The sequence below is a fragment of the Staphylococcus sp. GDY8P196P genome (assembly GCF_017891705.1).
Classification (GTDB): domain Bacteria; phylum Bacillota; class Bacilli; order Staphylococcales; family Staphylococcaceae; genus Staphylococcus; species Staphylococcus ureilyticus.
Genome location: NZ_JAESJS010000008.1, coordinates 211,733 through 234,231 on the forward strand (window position 1 = coordinate 211,733; position 22,499 = coordinate 234,231).

Genomic DNA, 22,499 nt, shown 5'->3' on the forward strand with positions numbered 1-22,499 from the left:
TTTATTTTTAAGTTTGTTATCTAGTTAAGGACAATTTTCAATGATTACTTATTTATTTTTTTCAAAATAGTAACTTTAACTTTATCATAATTATTTTTCACGATTAATTTATTATTGCTTTCAAAATCAAAATGAAGAAATTCATATGTATCAACTGGTTCAACATAATTAATTTTATAATTTTTCCAATTCAATTCATTGTATATCAATGCAATTTGCACAATCATTTGTCCTGGTACAATATGTTGATGCAAAGGATTCTCATCTTTGACAAGTCTCAAATATCGTTCTACATCGTTAGGTAATATCTGTATCATTTTTCACCTTCTCTAAAAACGTTTGCTTAATATATATACATTTAGTCAGATTTTTATTTATTTTCATTTCAAAGCTATATTTGATAAATTGACGAATCTTTTTTTGTTCGATTAATGTTAATTGCACTTGATATATGACATCAATTGCTAAGGGATGATATTGTTCAATTTCTGTTGATTTTAATAGTAACTTACTAGAAATAAACGGTTTGAACAATTCAAATTCGGGCCACAGGCTTGCACAATAAAGTGGCGAAACATCAACGCTATTCGTTTGTGCAAACAATTGATTATAAGCTTCTACATCTTTTTTTGGGAATATCATTTCTCGTTGTTCATGACCATCTTTCAAATAATGTGGCATTGCCCATACCTCCTCCAATACCCATAGTTGCAATTGTCCTATGTTTATGTTCCATATAGAATAGCCGTGTAACAAGTGCAGCACCACTTGCGCCATAAGGATGTCCAGTAGCTATCGCGCCACCATAAATATTTAATTTTTCAGCTGGTACGTTTAAAGCTTGTTGGCTTGCTAACACTTGTGATGCAAAAGCTTCATTTAATTCTATAGCATCGATATCATTTAAAGACAATTGCTGTTTTGCTAATAGTTTTTCTATAGCAGGCACAGGACCAATACCAAGTATATTTGGGTCTACACCTATAGTTACTTGGTCAATGAATGATAATCCACTGTGTATGCCATATGCTTTAGCAAGTGTTTTTTCCATGACAAGTAGTAGTACGGCACCGTCATTTTTCATACAACAGTTGCCAGCAGTAATGCTCCCGTTTGGTAATAATGGCTTTAATCGATTTAACGTTTGTTGCGTTAATTTAGGTTTAATACTTTCATCTTGTTGAAATGTTTCTCCTTTAATCATCAGTGGTGTTATCTCTTGAGTAATCTTACGATGGTTATATGCATCAAGCGTTTTTTGATGACTGTGCCATGCGAATTCATCTTGTTCAAATCTTGATATACCATATCTTTCTGCAACATTTTCAGCTGCTTGTATCATAGATGGATCTTGGCCTTGAGGTGCAAATGATGCTCTTTCATAAAATTCTGGTAAATGTGTGTCATATACAGATTGTGGCCGCTTAATCTTCCAGGGTGCTCTGCTTGTACTTTCCACGCCACCTGCAATGTATATTGACCCTGCACCTGCTTGTATCATGCGACAGGCTTGATTTACAGCCTCTAATCCCGAACCACATTGGCGATCAACCGTCACACCTGGCACTTGTTGATTTAATCCAGCTTCTAAAAGTGCCTTTCGCGCAATATTACCTCCATTTCCGATAACATTACCTAAAATCACGTCATCTATATTATTAACAATTGCAGGGAAGTTATTTTTCAAATAATTGAATAGTGGCTGTAATAATAATTCAGGTTCTAAATGTCTCAATTTCCCACCATACTTCCCAAATGCTGTACGTTTCGCTGCTATAATTACCGCTTCATTCATTTATAATTCTCCTTTTAAATAGCATTGTTTCATACGTTCGCGCGCAATCTTTCCACTTGAGGTATAGACCATTTGCTTTACTTTAACTAGTTTCGATGGTATTTGGTAACGCGCTACATGATGTTTCATAATTTTTCTAAAATCGTTATAACGAACTGTATGATCACCGGTATATAGTAATACGGCAATTTCTCCAAATTTAGAATGTTTTTCACTGATAACAACTACTTCTTTGAATAAATTAATGGATTTTGCATGCTGTTCAATTTCAAACGGATAAACATTACGTCCACCAATAATCATACGATCATGCTTTCTACCATGTAAAAATAAATGTGCATGCGCGTCACATGATGCAAAATCTCCTGTTTCAATCCAACTATCATCGCTGACATCTTCATCAACATAACCACCAAATGACATATCACTTCTTATCTTTAGTAGGCCTATACCTGATACGTCAGGCTGTTCAATATTCACGTGCACGTTGTGAAACAATTTGCCAACAGATTCTGGTGGTGCACTATTATTGAAGTTATAACTAATAAAGCTAGCTTCTGATGTCCCAAAGAACTCAATTAGATCACTTTTAGGGAAACATTGTTGAATACGTTGACGAATATGTAAGCCAAGTTTATCCCCAGTACTTAAAATATAATGTTTTCCTTCTATTAAAATTTGAGTTGCAACGCAAGCTTGTATCATTGTTGGCACCATAAAACACGCTGTGTTGACTTTTTGGTGTTGGATTGTCTGCATTAAACGCTTGGCTTCAAAATATCGCTGTCCAATAAATGTTCTACCTGTATATAATGCATAAATACATGCATATAACGATAAAGAATGCGACAACGGACCCGGAGCAACAACTGTATTTATCATTCTGTCAAATAATTGATCATTTTTGGAAAAAGACTTAATCCAAGATAACGCTCCCCTATAATATGCTTTAGGTAAGCCTGTCGTTCCAGATGTAAAAGCGATATGTAACAAATCGTCATCGTCCTTGAAATTATCTTTTTGGGTCACATTATGTATACTTAAATCCTCTTCTTCCATAAGATATTGAACACCGTATTTTTCGACTAAATTGAAGGTTTGCACGCTCGACCATCTATCATCAAAAATACATGGTACACACTCACTTTTTAACAATGCTAAATAAATAATCATTGCCTTCTGCGGATGTCGTGTGACCAATCCTACAATGCTATGTTTAGGTATATTAGAAAATAAGTCACTTTTGTTATTTAATTCTTTAATTAATTCATCATATGTTAATGCTTGTTCATCAAAGCGCAAAGCAACTTGATGCGGTTGTTTCTTAGCGTGATTTTCTATTTTTTCTAAAATTTCCAAATGCAACACCCCTTTGTTAACTTTTATACAAAATATATTAACATTTAGGGCATAGAATAATATAATGAAAACATTTGGTGTCCAATGCCATAAAATTCCCAAATTTTTAATTCAAATTGAGTCATTTTGAATCTTGTTTCCTTAAAATACAAAAAATGGCACAATTCGTGGTGAATTATCCCAATTTTAAGCATATAAAGCTATATTTCTAAATCTTTTATTAAGTAAATGATTAAAAAATATTTCTATTTCCATTAACACTATCGTTGGAATTAATATTGATTAACCAAAGCATCTTGTACCATGTTGACTGTTGTTCCCCTGGAAATGATTGAAAATTTTTAATAGTTTTGCCCTTGGATTATGTGAATCATATTATCAAGAAAACATCGCAGGCCAAAATTAATTTGTAAAATTTCTCATAAAAAAAGAGCTAACTATTTGAGGTTAGCTCTTTTCTATGAGGATGAGATTCATCGTTCACGTCCTCAACTAAAAAACGTTTTATTCTAATACACTACTCTAAATTAGCATGATTACTTTGCATCGTTTCTTCATCGACATTAAGTTCGTTCATTAAATCTAGTACTAAACTATCTAAAAAGACTTGCGCTGCTTGTTCAAACAAACTACCTAAGGGTTGTGCAGATCCTTCTGCATCATATTTTGTACCTGCAGGAAGTTCTATAACAGTGTTTGCCGATGCGCCAATTGCCGAATTTGGATTCGTAGATAATAACACAACTTCTGCATCAACAGATTTTGCTTTTTCAACTAATAATCTCAAGTGTTCCGTTGAACCTGAACCTGAAATGACAATAAATAAATCATTTTCAGTAATTGAAGGTGTAGTTGATTCTCCAATAACATAAGCAAATTTTCCAAGTTGATTTAAACGCATAGCAAAACTATTTGCTACAAATCCAGAACGTCCTTTACCTGCTACAAATACATGTTTTGCTTTAGTCACTTGCGATAAAAAAGCTTGTGTTTCACTATCTCTAACATGAGATAACGTATGATCTAACTCGTCTAAAATCAAACGATAATTTGTAATTTCACTCATCTTATCTACCTTCAATCGCATCTCTACATTGTTTTGCTGCTTCAACTGGGTCATCTGCGTTAGCAATGCCGCCACCAACTACAACTAAATCTGGGTCCTCAGCTACCACTTCTTTAATTGTATCTGGTTTAATACCACCAATTACAGCAACTTTAGATTGATTAATCACTGATTTAACTTGTCTTAAGCTTTCTAATGGAGATTCACCTTCTGCTTGTAAATCATAACCAGTATGAACAGCGATATAATCCGCACCTAATTCGTCTAATTCTTTCGCACGTTTTTGTAAATCTTGTACTGCAATCATATCTACAAGTAATTCTTTATTATTTTTATGTGCTTCGTCTACCGCAGCTTTAATAGATGCATCTTCTGCAACACCTAGGATTGTAACTACATCTGCGCCATACTTAACAGCTTGGCTTACCTCATAATCTGCCGCATCCATAATTTTTAAATCTGCAAGTACTTTCACACCATCGATATTATTATCTAAATGTTGAACAGCCGGTAAACCTTCATTAATCACAATAGGTGTACCAATTTCTACAATATCAACATAATCTTTAACTTTATTTGCAAGTTCTGCCGCTTCCTCTTTATTTAATAAATCAATTGCTAGTTGTAATTCCAAAATGATCATCCCTTCTTGATTTAATGATAGGCATGGAAATCATGACCTAACTTACTTTATTTAAAAACTTACGCATAAATGCTTTACCCTTAAAGTAATAATTTAAACTGAGAGATTATAAGCGAGGTGCTGCAGCGTCATCAACGTAAATTTCAACATCAGGATGTGCAAGCAGAATCGTAGCTGGAACCTGTTTATTAACTTCATGCTTAGCTAATTGTTCAATTGCTTCTCTTTTTTTCTCTCCAAATGCTAACAAAATGATTCTTTTCGCTTTTAAAATTGAAGCTAAACCCATGGACACAGCTTGTTTAGGTACTTCACTTTCATTATCAAAATAACGACTATTTGCATTGATTGTACTATCAGTTAAATCCACAACTTGAGTGGTACTATTCATATCAGTCCCTGGTTCATTAAAACCGATATGACCATTTTCACCAATACCTAATATTTGTATATCCATTGGTCCTTTTTGATTGATTAAATCTTCATATCGCTTCGTTTCTTCCATTAAGTTTTCTGCAGCTCCATCAGGAATGTGTATCAAAGATTTCGTAAAATGTGGATAACGATTAAATAAAATATCATTCATATAACGATGATAACTTTGTTCATGCGTCGCCGATAAACCGACATATTCATCTAGATTAAATGTTTCTATTCCAGATACATCTAATTGATTCTTTTGCAGTAAACTAACTAGAAATTCGTAAACTTCTACCATTGTCCCACCTGTAGCTAATCCTAATTTACTATGTGGTTGTTGACTCATTTGTTTAAACAATTCACATGCAACATAAAATGAAGCATATGCACTAGACCCTAAATTTGTGATTTTCATGTTATTGCCCTCCCAAATATATTGAATTTGTCATTAGCTATAAACAAAATGTGAATACACTTCTATTATACGTGCTTTTAATCGTTTTTACAGAAAATCGATATTTGATAAATTGTAATGATTGTTTAAAATGACTAAAAGTATAATGAGCAGACTAATACATTTTCATCGCTGTTTTTAGTAAAATAAATAGATAATCAAAATTTTATGTATAAATCTAAGTTGAAATTCATTTTTCAGGTAGAAAATGTTTCAAAGTCAGTTTACACTAAAGATTAGACTGATTATTTTTATTAACACTTGTATCGTACAATTTATTGCATAAAAATATAGGGGTTTGGAATCAAGGAGGCAAAAAGTTTGGAATCAATAATAGATGAAAAAGTACAAACATTACTTTCTTCATATGAAGATAAACCCGTGTATTTACATGTAGAGACGACGAATGGTGCATATGCTGCACATTTTGATCAACGTGTATTTAACGCGGGCACTTTTTTAAGAAATATTCAAGTCACTTTTGAGCATGCACAGCTTAAAGGTGGTAATAAAGACCCATATCGTGTAGGTTTAAAACTAAAAGATGGCGGTTGGGTCTACGTTCAAGGTTTAACACATTACGAAATAAATGAGCAAGGTGAATTTCTATTAGCTGGCTTTAACTATGAAGGTCAACTAGCTGCTGCTTTAGAAATAAGCACTCAACCATTTAAAGCATAAGGAGGATGAATCATGACAGAGGAAAGCCATGTATTAGTTATTTTTCCACATCCAGATGATGAATCATTCTCATCTGCAGGGACATTGGCACGTTATATAGATAATGGTGTACCAGTCACATACGCTTGTTTAACATTAGGTCAAATGGGACGTAATTTAGGTAACCCACCATTTGCCACTCGTGAATCTTTACCTGACATTCGTGAAAAAGAATTAGAAGCTGCGATGGCTGCCATTGGTATAACTGATTTACGCAAAATGGGCTTACGTGATAAAACTGTAGAATTTGAACCTCACGACGAAATGGATGAGATGGTACAGTCATTAATTGATGAATTAAATCCATCCGTCATCATATCGTTCTACCCTAAATTTGCAGTGCACCCAGACCATGAAGCTACAGCAGAAGCAGTCGTGAGAACTGTGGGACGCATGAAGCCATCAGAAAGACCCCGTCTACAACTTGTTGCATTTAGTAATGATGCACCTGAAAAATTGGGTGAACCTGACATTCTAAATGAGATCAGTGATTATAAAGAGGTAAAACTTCGCGCGTTTGAAGCACACGCATCTCAAACAGGACCATTCTTAAAACAACTTGCTACACCTGATGTTTCTGGAGAAGCGCAAAGCTTTTTAGAAGTTGAACCTTATTGGACTTATAACTTTGAATCTTAAGTGGAGGCAATATCATGACAGAATTTGATTTATCAACTCGAGAAGGTCGATGGAAACATTTTGGTTCAGTTGATCCAATCGAAGGTACAAAACCAACCGTTAAAGAAGAAATGAAAGATTTGCAAAGTACGAACAAAAACTACTTATTTGAAATTGAAGAAGTAGGTATTAAAAATCTTGTATATCCTGTATTAGTTGACCGTTTTCAAACAGCTGGAAACTTCAGTTTCTCAACAAGCCTTAATCAAGATGAAAAAGGTATAAATATGAGCCGTATTCTAGAAAGTGTTGAAAAACACTATGACAATGGCATTGAATTAGATTTCGATTCTTTGTATCGTCTTTTGCGTAGCTTACAAGAACGCATGGAACAAAATGCTGCTGGCGTTGATGTTTCAGCTAAATGGTTCTTTGATCGCTACAGTCCAATCACGAATATCAAAGCTGTAGGCCATGCAGATGTGACATACGGTATGGCGATAAACAAGGAAAATATTACAAGAAAAGAAATTACACTACAAGCTGCAGTTACAACATTGTGCCCTTGTTCAAAAGAAATCAGTGAGTACTCGGCGCATAACCAACGCGGTATCATTACCGTTAAAGCAATTTTGAATAACGAAACTATTTTAACAGATGACTACAAAGAAAAAATTTTAGATGCAATGGAAGCCAACGCAAGTTCTATACTTTACCCTATATTAAAACGACCAGATGAAAAAAGTGTCACAGAACGCGCTTATGAAAATCCGAGATTTGTTGAAGATTTAATTCGCCTTATCGCAGCAGATTTAGTCGATTTTGATTGGATTGAGGGCTTTGATATTGAGTGTAGAAACGAAGAATCTATTCACCAACATGACGCTTTTGCAAAAATAAAATATAGAAAATAGTAATTATAACTATAAATTAACACAGCAAATCATCAAAAATAGGCTACTTAATTTCTAAATGATATAGAAGTTTAGTAGCCTATTATTTTTTATTCAATTTTTATTTTAATTTCAAAACATTCTCTCAACAATTAAACTTTCCATCCTTACTAAATAATGTTATTTTTCTCCAAATTCATTAGTTAAATTTGTAATAGTAAAATTTTAATGGTTCATTTAAAAATACCACCACTAAGTATATCCATCTACAACTAATTATAAAATAATGTATATTAACTGTTAAATTTTATTAATGTTCTATATACAATTTTCATATTAAAATAATTACAGTAGTAGTTTATAATTAATTTTTATTTTGATGTAAGTGGTGAAACCAATAAAATGGATGATACTTTTAAAATAAAACATGCGCAGTATGGCTCTATAAGCCAATTAAGCAGACCTCATTTTCTACATATTTTTTTAGTAACAGAAGGAGAATTTGTGGCTTTGAAAAACACTACTTTCCATCATTTTAAAGTAGGTGACATATTTCATATCCACGACTATGAATCCATTATACAAATCTCTTTTAACGGTAGTTTAATCTGTCTTTCACTAAATAATTTTTACTATTATCAATACTTCCAGCAACTAAATTTTAACACGTTTAAACATATATCGTTAAAAAAAGAGATACGCCTCAAATTATTAGATATAATTGATGCGATTCAACATCAATCTATAACCAATCCGAACAATGCCATTAAAGATTTAATTAAAAGTATAAAATATTCTGAGCATCAAAATTTTCAAAGTTCTGAATTACAATGCAGTTATAAAACATCTTTAATTAAAGATGTCGTACAATATGTTAATACGCATTTAACGACTAAAATTACCTGCAAAGAAATTGCTAATTATTTTTTTGTAAATAATAGCTTTTTATCAAGAGAATTTTCAACATTGATGAACTGTAAGTTATCTCAATATATTACGTCATCTAAAATTCATGCTTCCATATGTGATTTGCTTAATGGTGATCATTTAAACATTGTTCAACAACGCTATGATTTTCGTAGTCAAAATGAATATTGTTATCTGTTCAATAATATTATTGGTTGCCAACCTTCTGATTTTAAATACCATAAGAAACTAGTCAGTAATTCAACATTTAAAATTCTATTTCTATCAACAATTTCAATTTAACGCATAAAAGCAAAATATTAAAAGTGTGGTGACAATATGAATACAATTATTTATGAAGAAAAAAGAGGATTGATTAATAAAGTAGTGAAACAAAATTTGAATCTTACGATTTCTGAGGTAATCATTTTGGATAAATTGCTCTATCTTAATAAGAATAAAATAAATGCCATTGAATTAAAAAAGTTATTACAAGTCCAAAATTCACCTGTATCTTCACAAATCAACCATTTTATCGAACTTAACCTTTTAAAAAAATCTCGAGATCAATCTGATGAAAGATGTATTTATTTGCATGATATCAAGTTAGAAGAAATTAAACAGCTGATTGAACAGTATCATTTAATAGTTAATTCAATACTTCACAGTACTGCCTAATTAAACCTCAGCAACATAAGAGCGCATATGAAATCAAAGTAATGTTTGATTTCATATGCGCTCCAAAACCCTTTAGATTATGTACATAGTGAGATACAACTTGCATCGTAACCCCTATTCAAAAATGACTTCACACTATTTCAAGTGTTCATACGGACTATTTTTCACAAATGAAATAATTTGATCCACAAATAGTCTTGAACGTAATTGAAACTCCTCGTTATCCAAGTAATACGTACCATCATCTAATTTATTATAGTCTGTATCATGCGTCGCAATCTGCGTTGGTACTGCGATTCCGAGTAATGAACGTACTATCAAACGTAAATGAGACAATGGTTCAGAGCTTACAATTCCACCACTGTTACCGATTAATCCAACTGGTTTCATTTTAAAATCATCCATCGTTAAATGATCCAATGCATTTTTTAAAATACCAGAATATGACCCATGGTAGTTTGGTGTTCCTAATATAAAGAAATCTGCATTTCGCGCTTTCGTTTGTAATAATGTTAAATTATTTTTATACACTTCACTTGGTGAAGAAACGCCAGAGACATCCAGTTGATGAATTGGGTGTTCCGCTAGATCAAAGATCTCAACCTCAAAATATTGGTCTTCAAAATGACCTTTTAAATAATGAGCTAAAGCATTTGTATGCGAGCCCATTTTAGCACTCCCTATTATGATTAATCCTTTCATTTATCCTTTCACCTCATGCTATGATTTGTTATTTTCTCTAAGTAGTTTCATTATCGCTTTACCAACACCACTTTGTTCATTAGAGTCAGTTTCATATTTTGCGATTGCTTTAACTTCTGGAGCTGCATTCTCCATTGCAACTGAATAACCGACGCGTTCCAACATTGAAACATCATTCATATTATCACCGATTGCCATAACATTTTCCATATCAATATTTAGACGCTCTGCAATCGTGTTTAAAGCAATACCTTTTTGTGCATCTGAATGCGTAATTTCTATATTTCCGCGTGATGAAGAAGAAATTGCCAAACTTTCTGATTTTGCTAATGTTTCACTTACTCGATCAATTTTTTCTAAATCACTATCAAAAGCTAATATTTTCATCACAATTTCACCAGGTGTATCTTGAATTTTGTCATAATTCTCAACTACTTTTAATGTACCGTTATCTATACGTTTTTGAATGCCACTTTTAATTTTTTCTACATCTGCTTCTTGACCAGCACGTTGTGCAATATCAATATAAATCTCTAAGTCTCGTAATGGATTCTCAGTATAGATGCCTAAGTTGGTATACACTTGATAGAAAATGTTTTCTTTATTTAATTCTACCGTAATGCGATTTATGAGTTCTCTATTTAAATTTGAAGTGCTCATAATATTAAATGATTCATCTCTGACTTCTGCACCGTTCAAACAAATATATGGCACTTTTAAGTCTGTTTGATTGATTGGTGCATTTGCTTCATAAAATGCCCGACCAGTAGCAATGACTACAGTTATGCCTTGTGATTGTGCATATTTGATAGCTTGGATATTTTCTTCTGATATTTCATGTGCAGCGTTCAATAACGTACCATCCATATCTGTTGCAATTAAATTTATCATTGATTTACCTCGTTTCTACTTTATCTCAAAACACCGATTGAATACTCATTTACAAATTGCCATAATTTTGTAACACATTTCATATTTTACCAAATGTTTCACTATTTGTATTATCCTCTGTTCGTATGATTTTCTTTTTTTGTCTAATATCTTTAAAAAATGTCTTCAATAAATGGCTACATTCCTCTGCTAATACACCTGTAGTAACTTTGGCCCGATGGTTAAATCGCGATTCTTGCAACAGATCCATCAAACTACCTGCACAACCACCTTTTAAGTCTTGTGCACCATAGATTACTTCGGGAATACGACTCATGACGATTGCACCTGAACACATTACACAAGGTTCCAAAGTAACATAAAGTTTACAGGACGCTAACCTCCAACTATTAAGCTGTTTTGCAGCTTTTTGAATCGCAATATGTTCAGCATGTGCAGTAGGATCTTGAGTGGATTCTCGTAAATTGTGCGCTCGTGAAATAACTTCATTATCTTTCACGACAATAGCTCCAATTGGTACTTCTCCAATAGCACCAGCTTTCCGCGCTTCTTCTAGCGCAATTTTCATATAAAATTGGTCAGTATACATGTGTCTATCACCTCACATATGGTACAATATTTATTGTCTATTTTAACATTGGAGCGGTAAAAACATGAAAAAACAATTTATTGCTGTTGAAGGGCCGATTGGCGTCGGTAAATCTTCATTAGCACATAAACTTAGCCAGACTTTTAATTATTATGAAGAAAAAGAAATCGTAAATGAAAATCCCTTTCTATCCGATTTTTATGAAGATATTTCCAAATGGAGTTTTCAAACAGAAATGTTCTTTTTATGTAATCGTTACAAACAATTTCAAGATCTTGAAGCAATTTCTACAGGTATTGTAAGTGATTACCATATTTATAAAAATAAAATATTTGCAAATAATACTTTAACACCTTCTGAATTCAATAAATTTTCTAGAATTTATGATATTTTAACTGAAGATTTAGAAATGCCAAATGTGATTATCTTTCTAGATGCAGATTTAGAAATATTGAAAAAGCGTATCGCGTTACGTAATCGTAGCTTCGAACATCAGATTGAAGACGACTACTTACTTAATTTAAAACGTGATTACAATGCCTATTATCGTTCGTTAAAAGCAGATGGTGAAAGTGTCATTCGAATAGATACGACTGATTTAGATTTTATGAAGCAAGAAAATGATTATAATTATATTTTAGATTTAGTGCAACCATTGATTGGAGGAAAAGATGATGAATAAATACGGTATCCCTCAAGATGCTGTGATAACAATCGCTGGTACAGTCGGCGTTGGAAAATCAACATTAACGAAAGCATTGGCACAAAGATTAAATTTTAAAACATCGTTTGAAAATGTAGATCATAACCCTTATCTAGATAAGTTTTATCATGATTTTGAACGTTGGAGCTTTCATCTACAAATTTATTTTTTAGCAGAGCGCTTCAAAGAACAAAAACGTATGTTTGAATATGGCGGCGGCTTTATCCAAGATCGCTCTATATACGAAGATGTTGATATTTTTGCTAAGATGCATGAAGAACAAGGGACAATGAGTTCAGAAGACTTCAACACATATTCCGAACTATTTAATGCTATGGTCATGACACCATACTTCCCAAAACCAGATGTACTTATCTATTTAGAATGTGATTATGATGAAGTGATTGATCGCATCAAACAACGTGGTCGACAAATGGAAATTGAAACAGATCCAGAATATTGGAAAAAATTATTCAAACGATATGAAGATTGGATTAGTGAATTCAATGCGTGTCCAGTTGTAAGAGTGAACATCAATGAATATGATTTACATGCAGATCCAGAATCACTAAATCCTGTTATTGATAAAATCCGTCACATTATTGAAACTTATAGAAATGTAGATCAACGATAATACGTTTGTTGCTTAAAACATTTGCAAAATCAAGAATAGTACCATATAAAACAGATTTTGTAATGTAGAACAAAACGCAGGACAACAATATCTTTTGAAAGAAATCAATTCTTTCCTGCACGCACCATCAAGTTAACCCATTACCTGAGCCATTGCTCATGCATAAGTCCCACTAACCCAACAAGTTGGGAAGTGCTTTAAAGGGTTACCTGAGCTTCTGCTCATGCATAAGTCCCACTAACCCAACAAGTTGGGAAGTGTTTTAAAGGTTTACCTGAGCCATTGCTCATGCATAAGTCCCACTAACCCAACAAGTTGGGAAGTGCTTTAAAGGTTTACCTGAGCTTCTGCTCATGCATAAGTCCCACTAACCCAGCAAGTTGGGAAGTGGTTTAAAGGTTTACCTGAGCTTCTGCTCATGCATAAGTCCCACTAACCCAACAAGTTGGGAAGTGGTTTAAAGGGTTACCTGAGCTTCTGCTCATGCATAAGTCCCACTAACCCAACAAGTTGGGAAGTGCTTTAAAGGGTTACTTGAGCTTTCGCTCATGCATAAGTCCCACTAACCCAACAAGTTGGGAAGTGGGACTTTATTCAATATGTTTACGATAAATAATCTTTTCTATCTCGTCTTCATCTACATACTTACTATAATAATATTCATCAGTTTGGTCGAGACCAAATGTACTTGCTTTATCTTCGTCTTCAGTACCTATATATAATTGCCCCTCTAAGTCTTGATATAAATCAAAGATAGCACCACTATATCTCGCTTCTTGATATAGTTCATAAAGTTCATCAACATCATCTCTCGCTACATGTTTATAATATAATGTATGTGCAGCGTGACGATGCGTTTGTGCTTCAAAACCATGTTCCGTAGCTCGTTCATCCTCAGTGACTAACAATACTTCATTACTTACAATTTCTACAACTTTATATGTTTCACCGCGATAATTTGCATATCTTCCATCAATCATTCAACCACCTCGTTTACGTTTTTTTACAAATAGAGACTAAGACATAATGGATTCGTGCCAGCCCAATCCCATATTGACAGTAGGTGATTGAACTGAAAATGCGCTTTAAATCAAGTTTTTTCAATTCTAGCCATACTTGCCAAGGTGGAACGACGAAATCTATTTAATAAAATTAGATTTCTGTCCCGCTCCTATATTTTGTGGATTAGTCCTATTATTATAATATGTCCACTACACTATTTGCAGTTTCAAAAATATAATCCGCTTTAGTAAATGATTCTTTTAAACCAACACCTGTTAAAACTGCAACTTTCAACCCTAATTTAGCATTGATGCCAGTTTGGATATCATTCGCAGTATCACCGATAATGGCTACATTTTCAGGTTCTACATCATATCTATAAAAAAGTGGATTTAGCACTTCAGGATTTGGTTTTTCAACGGCATCCGCTTCAGTAGAAATCACAATATCGAAGTAATGGTCGAATTGCGTGTATTCCAAGAATTGTTCTACCCCTCTTTTAGAATCACTTGTCACAATACCTAGTTTGTAACCTCTTTGCTTTAACGTATCTAATGTTTCACTGATGCCTTCAACTAAAACATTTTCTGGCACCCTATTATCGACGAGCACTTGACTTCTTTGTTGAGCCCAACTTGTTACATCTTGATTTGCAATTTTACAAAATGCCTCAATCATTTCATCTAATGCGCCTGAAGCCATAATCGTACCTGGTTGAATTTCACCATCTATAACACCTAAATACGCGTAACCTTCATCTATATCGTCAATTGCATCCTTATATGTTGCCATAAAATCATCAACGAGTTGCAATCCAATTTTCATCCAACTGCGATCAAAATATATGATTGTGCCATCTTTATCAAATAATATCCATTCCATGTTTTAAACAGCTCCTATGTTTAACAATATGTATCCCTCAACTTACTACTTAATTTTAATATAAAAATCGTTCCTAAAACAAATAACTCAACTAACATACTGACTGTGAACACCGTTTAAAATCCTAATATTTAGGTTATGAGTTATAGTAATACCATAAAAGAGGTGAATAGTTTGGTACCTAACCCTAATGTTCAAATCGAAACCATTTCTTGCGACAGTGATGATTCAATTCCAAACAACCCTAAATATGCCGTACTGCTATATAAAAATGTAATCAAACAAGAAGAAAGTCCTCTAGATATTTTAAATAAAAACAATTGGTCAAACGCTTGGCGTAGCGGCATATTTCCAGTACATCATTATCATAGCAATACACATGAAGTCCTAATTGTCGTTTCAGGAAATGCCATCGTACAACTAGGTGGTGAATTTGGTCCTCATGTAGATATTCAGCAAGGCGATGTCATTATCATACCAGCTGGTTATGGTCATAAACGAGTTCACAGTTACCATAATTTTGCAGTAATAGGTGCCTATCCAAATGGTCAAGATTATGATTTTTGTACTGGAAACCCTGACGAATGGCCACAAAATATAGAGAACATCAAAAATGCAAGTTTACCTGACACAGATCCAATATATGGCAAGGATGGCCCGCTATTTAAATATTGGCATTAAGTTAAACCATCGCAGACTGTCTGTTAATAGTTTTCAACAAAAAAGAAGGAGCAAGACGCTGAAATCTTTAGAAACGTGAGATTTCTGACTTGCTCCTTTTATTGTGCTGTTTATTGTTATCTTTTGGGGAGAAATTTAATATCTTGGTACGACTACTCTCCAACCATTCGGATCCTCAAGCTTACCACTTTGAATACCAACATAATGATCATATAAATTTTGAGTTACTTCTCCTGTTTCATTATTATTAATAACGATTTCAGTATCGCCGTATTTTAATTGACCAACTGGTGAAATCACCGCTGCTGTTCCAGTACCGAACACCTCAGTCAATTCACCATTATGATGCGCTTCAATCAATTCATCGATAGATACACGACGTTCTTCTACCTCATAACCTAAGTTTTGCGCTAATTCAATAACTGTTTTTCGTGTGATACCTGGTAAAATACTACCATTTAATGCAGGTGTTACCACTTTTCCATTTTCTACAAAGAAGATATTCATACTGCCGACTTCTTCCACATATTTCTGCTCTACACCATCTAACCATAGTACTTGGTCATAGCCTTGTGCTGATGCATTTGTTTGTGCTAAAAGGCTAGCCGCATAGTTACCAGCTACTTTTGCATGACCAACACCACCACGGACTGCACGTACATATTCATCTTCTACATAAATTTTTGTCGGATTTAAAGAGTCACCACCGTAATAAGAACCTGAAGGTGATAAAATAATTAATAATTTATATGAATATGAAGGTCGTACACCTAAAATACCCTCTGTAGCAAATACATATGGTCGTATGTATAATGATTGGCCTTCTCCTTCTGGTACCCAATCACGTTCGATATCTACTAATTGTTTTAAACCTTCTAATAACGTATCTTCATCAACTTGAGGCATATCTAGACGTGCTAAAGAATTGTTAATACGTTTAAAATTTTCAGATGGACGGAATAAATCTACTTCGCCGTCATGTTTATAAGCTTTCAATCCTTCGAATACTGCTTGTCCATAATGTAATACTTGGGCCGCTGGAGAAAGTTCAATCGGTCCATAAGGCACAATTTTCAAATCATGCCATCCTTGATCAGTATCGTAATCGAAACTTAGCATATAATCTGTGAAATATTCCCCAAATCCTAAATTACTTGGATCTGGTTTTTCTTTAAGGCTTTCACGCTGTATCAATTTTATTTTTTCTGACATGACTGTTTCCTCCAATGTTCTATTAATAACTAATACATTAAATTATACCAATCAGAATAGTTTCATTCAATAATTTTCAAAAAATTTAAAAAATAACAACATCTTTGGTTAAACTAATGAAATTAATTGATTCAAGTGTAACATCATATAGAAGATAATACATAGATGTCACTGATTAAAGCATGAACGTTCACATCTTTTGAGATACTACGGAAATCGATATTGATATATCACAATCTATTAATATTAGTAACTAAGTTCAAAATTTTCATTGATATTGTGTAGTGAACGATAGGAAAAAGGCTTTTTTGAGTATTAAAAGCTGTACATAGGTATTGTACAACACTAACACTCAAGGAACGTCATAACTGCAAGATTATATGGCTAAACCATATATCAGACAAGAAGCATTCACGTACATGATGATATAACTTCAAATATAAAAAGCACTAATCCAAAGTGAATTAGCGCTCTTACTTTTTAAAAGTTTATACCTTAATCGCTTTGTCATCGATTATTTCAAAAGTAATTATCTTACTTTATCTTTATTTGAGATTTCTTTAAGCATAACTTCTGTCATTTTAGTCAAATCATATTTAGGATTAAAGCCCCACTCTGCTCTAGCACAACTTGTATCAATACTATTTGGCCAACTGTCAGCAATACCTTGTCTGTCTGGGTCAACTTCGTAATTTAATTTAAAATCTGGGTAATGCTCTTGAATTGCCGCTTTGACCATTTCTGGTTCAATGCTCATCGCACTCAAATTATAGGCGTTACGATTAATTAATTTTACGCCGTCTGCTTCCATTAACTTGATAATAGCGTCAATTGCATCTTCCATATACATCATATCCATAAATGTATCTTTAGCAATATAGCTTGTATACTGACCTTCACGAATTGCTTTAAAATAAATATCTACTGCATAATCTGTTGTACCGCCACCAGGCTCTTTAATATGTGATATTAATCCAGGGAATCTAACACTTCTTGTATCTACACCAAATTTATCAAAGTAATATTGGCATAATAGCTCACCAGCAACTTTGTTAACGCCATACATAGAAGTTGGTCGTTGAATCGTAACCTGTGGTGTGTTCACTTTCGGTGTTGAAGGTCCAAAAGCTCCAATTGAACTTGGTGTAAAGAACTGTAAGTCATATTCTCGAGCTACTTCTAAAGCATTTAAAAGACCACCCATATTTAAATCCCATGCAAATTGTGGATTTTTTTCAGCTGTTGCAGATAATAATGCCGCCATATGCATAAATGTATCTGGTTTAAAAGACTCAACAATTTCCGTCATTCTGTTTTTATCTGTAACATCTAAAATTTCAAATGGTCCATTAGCAATCGCCGAACCTGTTTCTGGTTCTCTAATATCTGTGGCAAGTACATTATCATTGCCATATAACGCTCTACATTTTACTACGAGCTCAGTACCAATTTGACCTAAAGCACCTGTAATCATTATCTTTTTCATAATCAAAAACTCCCTTGTTTATTACAGAAATCGTAATGTATTTTCGTAGTGGACAAACATCTATCATTTACAAACATTGTACTATAAAAGCGCTTTTTTGTATACTACGCGTGTACATGAATCAACTAATTATATTTTACGATATAGTCGTTGTAAGCTGATGATTGTTAAGCTTTTGACTTCTCGCTATATAGGAAAATTTTATAATATATAGATTTTGACATTTCCTTGGTAATTTGATATAAAACAAACAAATACAATATGTGGAGATGATGATATGTTGCATAACAATGCTTCATTATTAATACAAAGCAATTACTGTCTATAGTATGATGCTTTGTTTAAAATTTCTTTTCACAAAGCATCTTTTGCTTTTAAGAATTATAATGTGAAAGGAATTTAAAAAAATTGGAAAAACAAATTTATCCATATCAATTTAACTATATTAAAGAACGAATCGCACATTTACTTAATGCTTATAAATCAGTAAATGACTTAAATACAATTGCTTCTATAAAAGAAACAACTAAAATAGACATTTATCAGCAGTTTCATCAAACAGATGATACGTTGACTGAAGCGATTGAAAAATTAATGAACATACGTATTACTAAAGTACAAGTAGATAAAATATTAGAAACTTTACAGACATACGTTATACCCTTTGAACACCCTTCAAAAAAACAAGTCGAAAAAACTTTTCGTAAAATTAAAAAGCTTAAATCACCGCTTATTAGTGATGAAATTCTTTTGGAAAGTACTTATATCGGATGGAACGATATCGCTTCAAACAGAAAATTTATCATCTATTATAACGAGCAAGGAACTTTAACAGGTTTTTATGGCGACATTGCTAACCAAACCGTTAAGGGCTATTGCGCAATTTGTAATAAAGAATCTAATGTCGCTCTATTTATGCGTAAAACACGTACTTCTGGTGATGGACAATATACCAAAAAAGGTGACTATATTTGTTTTGACAGTATCAAATGTAATCAACAATTGTCGGATATTACACAATTTTATCAATTCGTCGATAAAATCCACTCATAAGTTTTATAGTTCCGCTAGTATGATCATTATGTTAGTACTTTAACTTCAAAATACAAAGAATTACTTGAGCTTTCGCTCATGCATAACTCCCACTAACCCAACTAGTTGGGAAGTGTTTCAAAGGTTTACCTGAGCTTCCGCTCATGCATAACTCCCACTAACCCAACAAGTTGGGAAGTGCTTTAAAGGTTTACTTGAGCTTCCGCTCATGCATAAGTCCCACTAACCCAACAAGTTGGGAAGTGGGACTTTAATTTTTCAAATACTCAATAAAAGTACGAATGGTTTGTTCGTTCACGCGATCAACATTTGTTAAAGCTGTAAAATAAATATAATAATCAAATGGTGAGCCAATGGGGAGCATCTCAATCAAACCATTAAGTATGAACGGATCATCTTCTAGCATCAAACTCGATACAATACTTACACCCAACCCCTCGGAAACTGTTTTAATCAATACACTTGGATTATTCGTTCTAAACACAATTTTTAATGGACCATTTTCATCTTCAAATGCTTTAAAATTATTATGATAAAAATTGCGATCATACAAGACAAAAGGAAATTGTTTAATTGATTCCATTTCAACCATGCTTTTTAATGATAGTTTAGATTTTTTAGGTACAATTAATTTAAAGTCAGTAGATAAATTCAATGAGTGTGGGACGATGTGATGACTAAAAGTTTCATTTTCAGTTTTTCCTATAAGTCCGATATCAATCTCATTATTTTCAATCATTTTTATAATTTCTTGTCTATCACTTTCAAATACTTCTACGTCAATATGCGCATAGTCTTTTTTAAAATTTGATAAAGCTTTTGGTACAATTTTATTAAATAAGGTTGGTATCGTCGCTATTTTTAATGAACCTTTGATATTACTATGCAATGCCTCTACTTCCGATAATAAACTCGTCTGAGCTTCTAAAATATCTATAATTAAAGGTATAAGTCGCTTTCCAACTTCCGTTGGCAATGTCCCTTTACGTGAACGATTAAAAATTTTATACCCTAACTCTGACTCTAAATTAGCAATAGACTGACTCATCGCTGATTGGCTAATATGCATTGCTTCCGAAGCGTGAACAATAGATTCTAACTCATAAATCTTTTTAACATACGATAATTGTTCAAAATTCATTGTATCCTCCTTATATCAGTAAAGCTTATGTAAACTTAAAAAATTCTAATTATACATTAGTATACATTATCTATTATAATAAATGATGGTTGAAAAAATTTATATTAAAGGACGGTATTAAATATGTACGATAAACTCTGGTCAAAAGATTTTATCTTCATTACAATGACAAACTTTTTAATGTATTTAATCCATTATACATTAATCGTCACTGTCACTATATTTACAATTGATAAATACCACGCTTCAGAAAGTATGGGTGGTTTAGCAGCTGGTATATTTATCATCGGTATGTTATTTGGACGCTTAGTTTCTGGCAGAATTATCGATAATCTGCAGCCTAAAAAAGTATTAATATATGGTATTATTTTCTCAATTATTACAGTTGGCTTATATTTTGCAATCAACAGTCTTCTTATATTAATGATCGTAAGATTACTGCATGGTATTGCTTTTGGTTTATCGTCAACTGCAACTGGAACCATTTCATCTAGAATTATTCCAGATAAACGAAAAGGTGAAGGTATCGGTTATTATGCATTAAGCGTAACGACCGCTTCAGCAATCGGACCATTCACTGGTATCATATTAAATCAAAGATTTGGTTTTGAATCTATTTTTATCGTTAGCTTGGCAGTCATTATTTTCGCTTTTGTTATCTCATTGTTTATCAAAGGGTTACCAAAAGCAGAACCGTCAACAACAGACAATAATTCCAAGGAAAAAGGACTTAGTGCTTATATCCAAAAAGAAGCATTACCAATATCTGTTGTAATCATATTCGTTGGTATCGCTTATTCTAGTGTACTATCATTTTTAACTGTTTATACAGAACAAATCAATCTTGCTACGGCATCTAGTTTCTTCTTTATTGTATATGCAGTGAGTACATTTGTTACACGTCCGTTTACTGGAAAAATTTATGATCATTACGGTGAAAATAAAGTGATGTATCCAGTATTAATTAGTTTCATGCTTGGACTTATACTTTTAAGCGCAACACACACAAGTTTATTATTGCTTATTTCAGCAATTTTCATTGGCGTTGGATATGGTACTATCATTCCAAGCGCACAAGCTATTGCTATACAACAGTCTCCAGTTAAAAAAATTGGACTCGCGACTTCTACATTCTATATGTTTGCAGATTTCGGCGCTGGTATAGGACCATTTATTTTAGGTGTGATTATTCCAATTATGGGTTATCGTAACCTATATATCACCATGGCTGCGCTCGTTATTTTATCAATTGTACTTTATTTCCTATTACATGGAAAAAAAGCAGCTAAAAACAACAATTATTAATATAATCATTTATAATCTAATCTAATCATCTAAATGTGGATGTAACAAAATTTGTCATCTACCATATACTTATATCACATTAATAAGGCAAGCAAACGAAAACGAACTGTCGTTTGCTTGCCTTATGTTTTGGAAGCATTTTTAATGCCTTTCACTTTAAATCACAGCTAAGCTGGCTTCAATTTCAGTTTTTTTCGCATCAAAATCACAATCCTGTTGTGATAATGGCTTGCCTGTTTCGGCAATACTTTTGATACTTTCGGTTTGAAATTGCCAACCAGCAAAATCTAATGTAATATGTGGAAATTCAAAAGGTAAATATTCATAAAAAATGAGTTCTACATATGATTGATGTTCAAATAATTCAAATTTCACTTTTCCAATATCCCATGTAAAACCAATCGTTTTATTTGGTTCGAAATGTGTAATACGCATTTCTAAATCTTCACTATCGTCTAAGTGAAACAACATTTTCCCGCCTTCTATTCGTTCTTGAAATGACAACTGCGGAAACCATTGCTGTATCCCTTCTGTAGTACTTAAATAATCAAAAATACGATGCACGTCACTCTTAATTTTCAAATTTATTGTTTGATAAACGCCTGATTTATCTTTAGCATACTGTATTGCCATTTTTTCCCTCCTAAAAATAGGAATATAACCTAT

The 22,499-nt window shown here is 33.0% G+C and carries 26 protein-coding genes; 10 read left to right on the forward strand and 16 right to left on the reverse strand.

What is annotated here, in order from left to right; translation table 11 throughout:
• Positions 1-44: 44 nt before the first annotated feature.
• The 7 genes from KA814_RS03960 to KA814_RS03990 all read right to left on the reverse strand — a co-directional run bounded on the left by KA814_RS03960 (position 45) and on the right by KA814_RS03990 (position 5,698).
• On the reverse strand, positions 45-317 hold the full coding sequence (locus tag KA814_RS03960; protein ID WP_064209597.1) for a hypothetical protein: 273 nt from the start codon (positions 315-317) through the stop codon (positions 45-47).
• The gene (locus KA814_RS03965) at positions 298-681 is read right to left on the reverse strand and encodes a hypothetical protein (protein ID WP_064209598.1); all 384 of its coding nucleotides are present in this window, start codon (positions 679-681) and stop codon (positions 298-300) included. The genes KA814_RS03960 and KA814_RS03965 overlap by 20 nt, the downstream gene beginning before the upstream one ends.
• Positions 653-1,795, reverse strand: a complete 1,143-nt coding sequence (locus KA814_RS03970) for a thiolase family protein (protein ID WP_046207263.1) — start codon at positions 1,793-1,795, stop codon at positions 653-655. The genes KA814_RS03965 and KA814_RS03970 overlap by 29 nt, the downstream gene beginning before the upstream one ends.
• Positions 1,796-3,163 (reverse strand): AMP-binding protein, encoded by a 1,368-nt coding sequence (locus tag KA814_RS03975; protein ID WP_241497258.1) that lies wholly within the window; start codon positions 3,161-3,163, stop codon positions 1,796-1,798.
• A 508-nt stretch (positions 3,164-3,671) separates the two neighbouring features.
• The gene (hxlB, locus tag KA814_RS03980) at positions 3,672-4,220 is read right to left on the reverse strand and encodes a 6-phospho-3-hexuloisomerase (protein WP_064209600.1); all 549 of its coding nucleotides are present in this window, start codon (positions 4,218-4,220) and stop codon (positions 3,672-3,674) included.
• 1 nt (position 4,221) lies between these two features.
• Positions 4,222-4,854, reverse strand: a complete 633-nt coding sequence (gene hxlA / locus KA814_RS03985; RefSeq protein ID WP_046207260.1) for a 3-hexulose-6-phosphate synthase — start codon at positions 4,852-4,854, stop codon at positions 4,222-4,224.
• A 115-nt stretch (positions 4,855-4,969) separates the two neighbouring features.
• Complete coding sequence (locus tag KA814_RS03990) at positions 4,970-5,698, reverse strand: glucosamine-6-phosphate deaminase (protein ID WP_046207259.1); 729 nt, start codon at positions 5,696-5,698, stop codon at positions 4,970-4,972.
• A gap of 360 nt (positions 5,699-6,058) precedes the next feature.
• On the opposite strand from KA814_RS03990, the gene KA814_RS03995 reads away from it, so the two are divergent.
• The 5 genes from KA814_RS03995 (at position 6,059) to KA814_RS04015 (ending at position 9,552) form a co-directional block, all read left to right on the forward strand.
• Positions 6,059-6,418 carry a YojF family protein gene (locus tag KA814_RS03995; RefSeq protein ID WP_040029939.1) on the forward strand — a complete coding sequence of 120 codons (360 nt, stop codon included), beginning with the start codon at positions 6,059-6,061 and terminating at the stop codon, positions 6,416-6,418.
• 12 nt (positions 6,419-6,430) lie between these two features.
• A complete protein-coding gene (gene bshB2 / locus KA814_RS04000; protein WP_064209601.1) occupies positions 6,431-7,096 on the forward strand; it encodes a bacillithiol biosynthesis deacetylase BshB2 in 666 nt (221 codons plus the stop codon).
• A 14-nt stretch (positions 7,097-7,110) separates the two neighbouring features.
• Positions 7,111-7,989 (forward strand): GTP cyclohydrolase FolE2, encoded by an 879-nt coding sequence (gene folE2 / locus KA814_RS04005; protein ID WP_046207256.1) that lies wholly within the window; start codon positions 7,111-7,113, stop codon positions 7,987-7,989.
• Positions 7,990-8,370: 381 nt separating this feature from the next.
• The gene (locus KA814_RS04010) at positions 8,371-9,177 is read left to right on the forward strand and encodes a helix-turn-helix transcriptional regulator (protein WP_064209602.1); all 807 of its coding nucleotides are present in this window, start codon (positions 8,371-8,373) and stop codon (positions 9,175-9,177) included.
• Between the two features lie 36 nt (positions 9,178-9,213).
• Positions 9,214-9,552, forward strand: a complete 339-nt coding sequence (locus tag KA814_RS04015) for a transcriptional regulator, SarA/Rot family (protein ID WP_046207254.1) — start codon at positions 9,214-9,216, stop codon at positions 9,550-9,552.
• A 135-nt stretch (positions 9,553-9,687) separates the two neighbouring features.
• Here KA814_RS04015 and KA814_RS04020 read toward each other — a convergent pair whose 3' ends face one another.
• The 3 genes from KA814_RS04020 to tadA all read right to left on the reverse strand — a co-directional run bounded on the left by KA814_RS04020 (position 9,688) and on the right by tadA (position 11,734).
• Positions 9,688-10,254: an NADPH-dependent FMN reductase gene (locus KA814_RS04020; protein WP_046207253.1), complete on the reverse strand. Its 567-nt coding sequence runs from the start codon at positions 10,252-10,254 to the stop codon at positions 9,688-9,690.
• An 18-nt stretch (positions 10,255-10,272) separates the two neighbouring features.
• Complete coding sequence (locus KA814_RS04025) at positions 10,273-11,145, reverse strand: Cof-type HAD-IIB family hydrolase (protein ID WP_046207252.1); 873 nt, start codon at positions 11,143-11,145, stop codon at positions 10,273-10,275.
• A gap of 79 nt (positions 11,146-11,224) precedes the next feature.
• Positions 11,225-11,734 (reverse strand): tRNA adenosine(34) deaminase TadA, encoded by a 510-nt coding sequence (gene tadA, locus KA814_RS04030; RefSeq protein WP_046207251.1) that lies wholly within the window; start codon positions 11,732-11,734, stop codon positions 11,225-11,227.
• A 64-nt stretch (positions 11,735-11,798) separates the two neighbouring features.
• Here tadA and KA814_RS04035 point away from each other — a divergent pair, with 64 nt between their 5' ends.
• Positions 11,799-12,416, forward strand: coding sequence for a deoxynucleoside kinase (locus KA814_RS04035; RefSeq protein ID WP_046207250.1), 618 nt, complete (start codon positions 11,799-11,801; stop codon positions 12,414-12,416).
• Positions 12,409-13,071, forward strand: a complete 663-nt coding sequence (locus KA814_RS04040) for a deoxynucleoside kinase (RefSeq protein ID WP_064209603.1) — start codon at positions 12,409-12,411, stop codon at positions 13,069-13,071. Before KA814_RS04035 ends, KA814_RS04040 begins: the two co-directional genes overlap by 8 nt.
• A gap of 590 nt (positions 13,072-13,661) precedes the next feature.
• On the opposite strand, the gene KA814_RS04045 is transcribed toward KA814_RS04040, so the two are convergent.
• Both KA814_RS04045 and KA814_RS04050 read right to left on the reverse strand, forming a co-directional pair.
• Entirely contained in the window at positions 13,662-14,051 is a 390-nt protein-coding gene (locus KA814_RS04045; protein WP_046207248.1) for a hypothetical protein, read from the reverse strand.
• 217 nt (positions 14,052-14,268) lie between these two features.
• Positions 14,269-14,955 (reverse strand): HAD family hydrolase, encoded by a 687-nt coding sequence (locus KA814_RS04050; protein ID WP_046207247.1) that lies wholly within the window; start codon positions 14,953-14,955, stop codon positions 14,269-14,271.
• A gap of 165 nt (positions 14,956-15,120) precedes the next feature.
• Between KA814_RS04050 and KA814_RS04055 the strand changes: the two genes are divergently transcribed.
• Entirely contained in the window at positions 15,121-15,636 is a 516-nt protein-coding gene (locus tag KA814_RS04055) for a cupin domain-containing protein (RefSeq protein WP_371913910.1), read from the forward strand.
• A 135-nt stretch (positions 15,637-15,771) separates the two neighbouring features.
• Here the strand turns inward: KA814_RS04055 and KA814_RS04060 are convergent, their stop codons facing one another.
• The gene (locus KA814_RS04060; RefSeq protein ID WP_040029928.1) at positions 15,772-16,848 is read right to left on the reverse strand and encodes a branched-chain amino acid aminotransferase; all 1,077 of its coding nucleotides are present in this window, start codon (positions 16,846-16,848) and stop codon (positions 15,772-15,774) included.
• A gap of 529 nt (positions 16,849-17,377) precedes the next feature.
• Positions 17,378-18,334, reverse strand: a complete 957-nt coding sequence (locus tag KA814_RS04065; protein WP_064209862.1) for an NAD-dependent epimerase/dehydratase family protein — start codon at positions 18,332-18,334, stop codon at positions 17,378-17,380.
• 408 nt (positions 18,335-18,742) lie between these two features.
• Between KA814_RS04065 and fusF the strand changes: the two genes are divergently transcribed.
• A complete protein-coding gene (gene fusF / locus KA814_RS04070) occupies positions 18,743-19,387 on the forward strand; it encodes a fusidic acid resistance EF-G-binding protein FusF (protein WP_040029926.1) in 645 nt (214 codons plus the stop codon).
• A 250-nt stretch (positions 19,388-19,637) separates the two neighbouring features.
• Here the strand turns inward: fusF and KA814_RS04075 are convergent, their stop codons facing one another.
• A complete protein-coding gene (locus tag KA814_RS04075; protein ID WP_040029925.1) occupies positions 19,638-20,528 on the reverse strand; it encodes a LysR family transcriptional regulator in 891 nt (296 codons plus the stop codon).
• A 123-nt stretch (positions 20,529-20,651) separates the two neighbouring features.
• Here KA814_RS04075 and KA814_RS04080 point away from each other — a divergent pair, with 123 nt between their 5' ends.
• Positions 20,652-21,833 carry an MFS transporter gene (locus KA814_RS04080; RefSeq protein ID WP_070039435.1) on the forward strand — a complete coding sequence of 394 codons (1,182 nt, stop codon included), beginning with the start codon at positions 20,652-20,654 and terminating at the stop codon, positions 21,831-21,833.
• Positions 21,834-21,989: 156 nt separating this feature from the next.
• Here the strand turns inward: KA814_RS04080 and KA814_RS04085 are convergent, their stop codons facing one another.
• Positions 21,990-22,466, reverse strand: coding sequence for an SRPBCC domain-containing protein (locus tag KA814_RS04085; protein WP_040029923.1), 477 nt, complete (start codon positions 22,464-22,466; stop codon positions 21,990-21,992).
• Positions 22,467-22,499: the final 33 nt, after the last annotated feature.

Bases quoted from the DNA above. Each gene is read 5' to 3' on its own strand.
- KA814_RS04025 (WP_046207252.1), bottom strand. From the start codon at position 11,145: ATGATAAATTTAATTGCAACAGATATGGATGGTACGTTATTGAACGCT.
- tadA (WP_046207251.1), bottom strand. From the start codon at position 11,734: ATGTATACTGACCAATTTTATATGAAAATTGCGCTAGAAGAAGCGCGG.
- KA814_RS04075 (WP_040029925.1), bottom strand. From the start codon at position 20,528: ATGAATTTTGAACAATTATCGTATGTTAAAAAGATTTATGAGTTAGAA.
- hxlB (WP_064209600.1), bottom strand. From the start codon at position 4,220: ATGAGTGAAATTACAAATTATCGTTTGATTTTAGACGAGTTAGATCAT.
- KA814_RS03960 (WP_064209597.1), bottom strand. From the start codon at position 317: ATGATACAGATATTACCTAACGATGTAGAACGATATTTGAGACTTGTC.
- KA814_RS04045 (WP_046207248.1), bottom strand. From the start codon at position 14,051: ATGATTGATGGAAGATATGCAAATTATCGCGGTGAAACATATAAAGTT.
- bshB2 (WP_064209601.1), top strand. From the start codon at position 6,431: ATGACAGAGGAAAGCCATGTATTAGTTATTTTTCCACATCCAGATGAT.
- KA814_RS03965 (WP_064209598.1), bottom strand. From the start codon at position 681: ATGCCACATTATTTGAAAGATGGTCATGAACAACGAGAAATGATATTC.
- KA814_RS04040 (WP_064209603.1), top strand. From the start codon at position 12,409: ATGAATAAATACGGTATCCCTCAAGATGCTGTGATAACAATCGCTGGT.
- KA814_RS04020 (WP_046207253.1), bottom strand. From the start codon at position 10,254: ATGAAAGGATTAATCATAATAGGGAGTGCTAAAATGGGCTCGCATACA.
- KA814_RS04010 (WP_064209602.1), top strand. From the start codon at position 8,371: ATGGATGATACTTTTAAAATAAAACATGCGCAGTATGGCTCTATAAGC.
- KA814_RS03990 (WP_046207259.1), bottom strand. From the start codon at position 5,698: ATGAAAATCACAAATTTAGGGTCTAGTGCATATGCTTCATTTTATGTT.
- KA814_RS04060 (WP_040029928.1), bottom strand. From the start codon at position 16,848: ATGTCAGAAAAAATAAAATTGATACAGCGTGAAAGCCTTAAAGAAAAA.
- KA814_RS04085 (WP_040029923.1), bottom strand. From the start codon at position 22,466: ATGGCAATACAGTATGCTAAAGATAAATCAGGCGTTTATCAAACAATA.
- KA814_RS03970 (WP_046207263.1), bottom strand. From the start codon at position 1,795: ATGAATGAAGCGGTAATTATAGCAGCGAAACGTACAGCATTTGGGAAG.
- KA814_RS04035 (WP_046207250.1), top strand. From the start codon at position 11,799: ATGAAAAAACAATTTATTGCTGTTGAAGGGCCGATTGGCGTCGGTAAA.
- KA814_RS04065 (WP_064209862.1), bottom strand. From the start codon at position 18,334: ATGAAAAAGATAATGATTACAGGTGCTTTAGGTCAAATTGGTACTGAG.
- KA814_RS04050 (WP_046207247.1), bottom strand. From the start codon at position 14,955: ATGGAATGGATATTATTTGATAAAGATGGCACAATCATATATTTTGAT.
- KA814_RS04015 (WP_046207254.1), top strand. From the start codon at position 9,214: ATGAATACAATTATTTATGAAGAAAAAAGAGGATTGATTAATAAAGTA.
- KA814_RS04080 (WP_070039435.1), top strand. From the start codon at position 20,652: ATGTACGATAAACTCTGGTCAAAAGATTTTATCTTCATTACAATGACA.
- folE2 (WP_046207256.1), top strand. From the start codon at position 7,111: ATGACAGAATTTGATTTATCAACTCGAGAAGGTCGATGGAAACATTTT.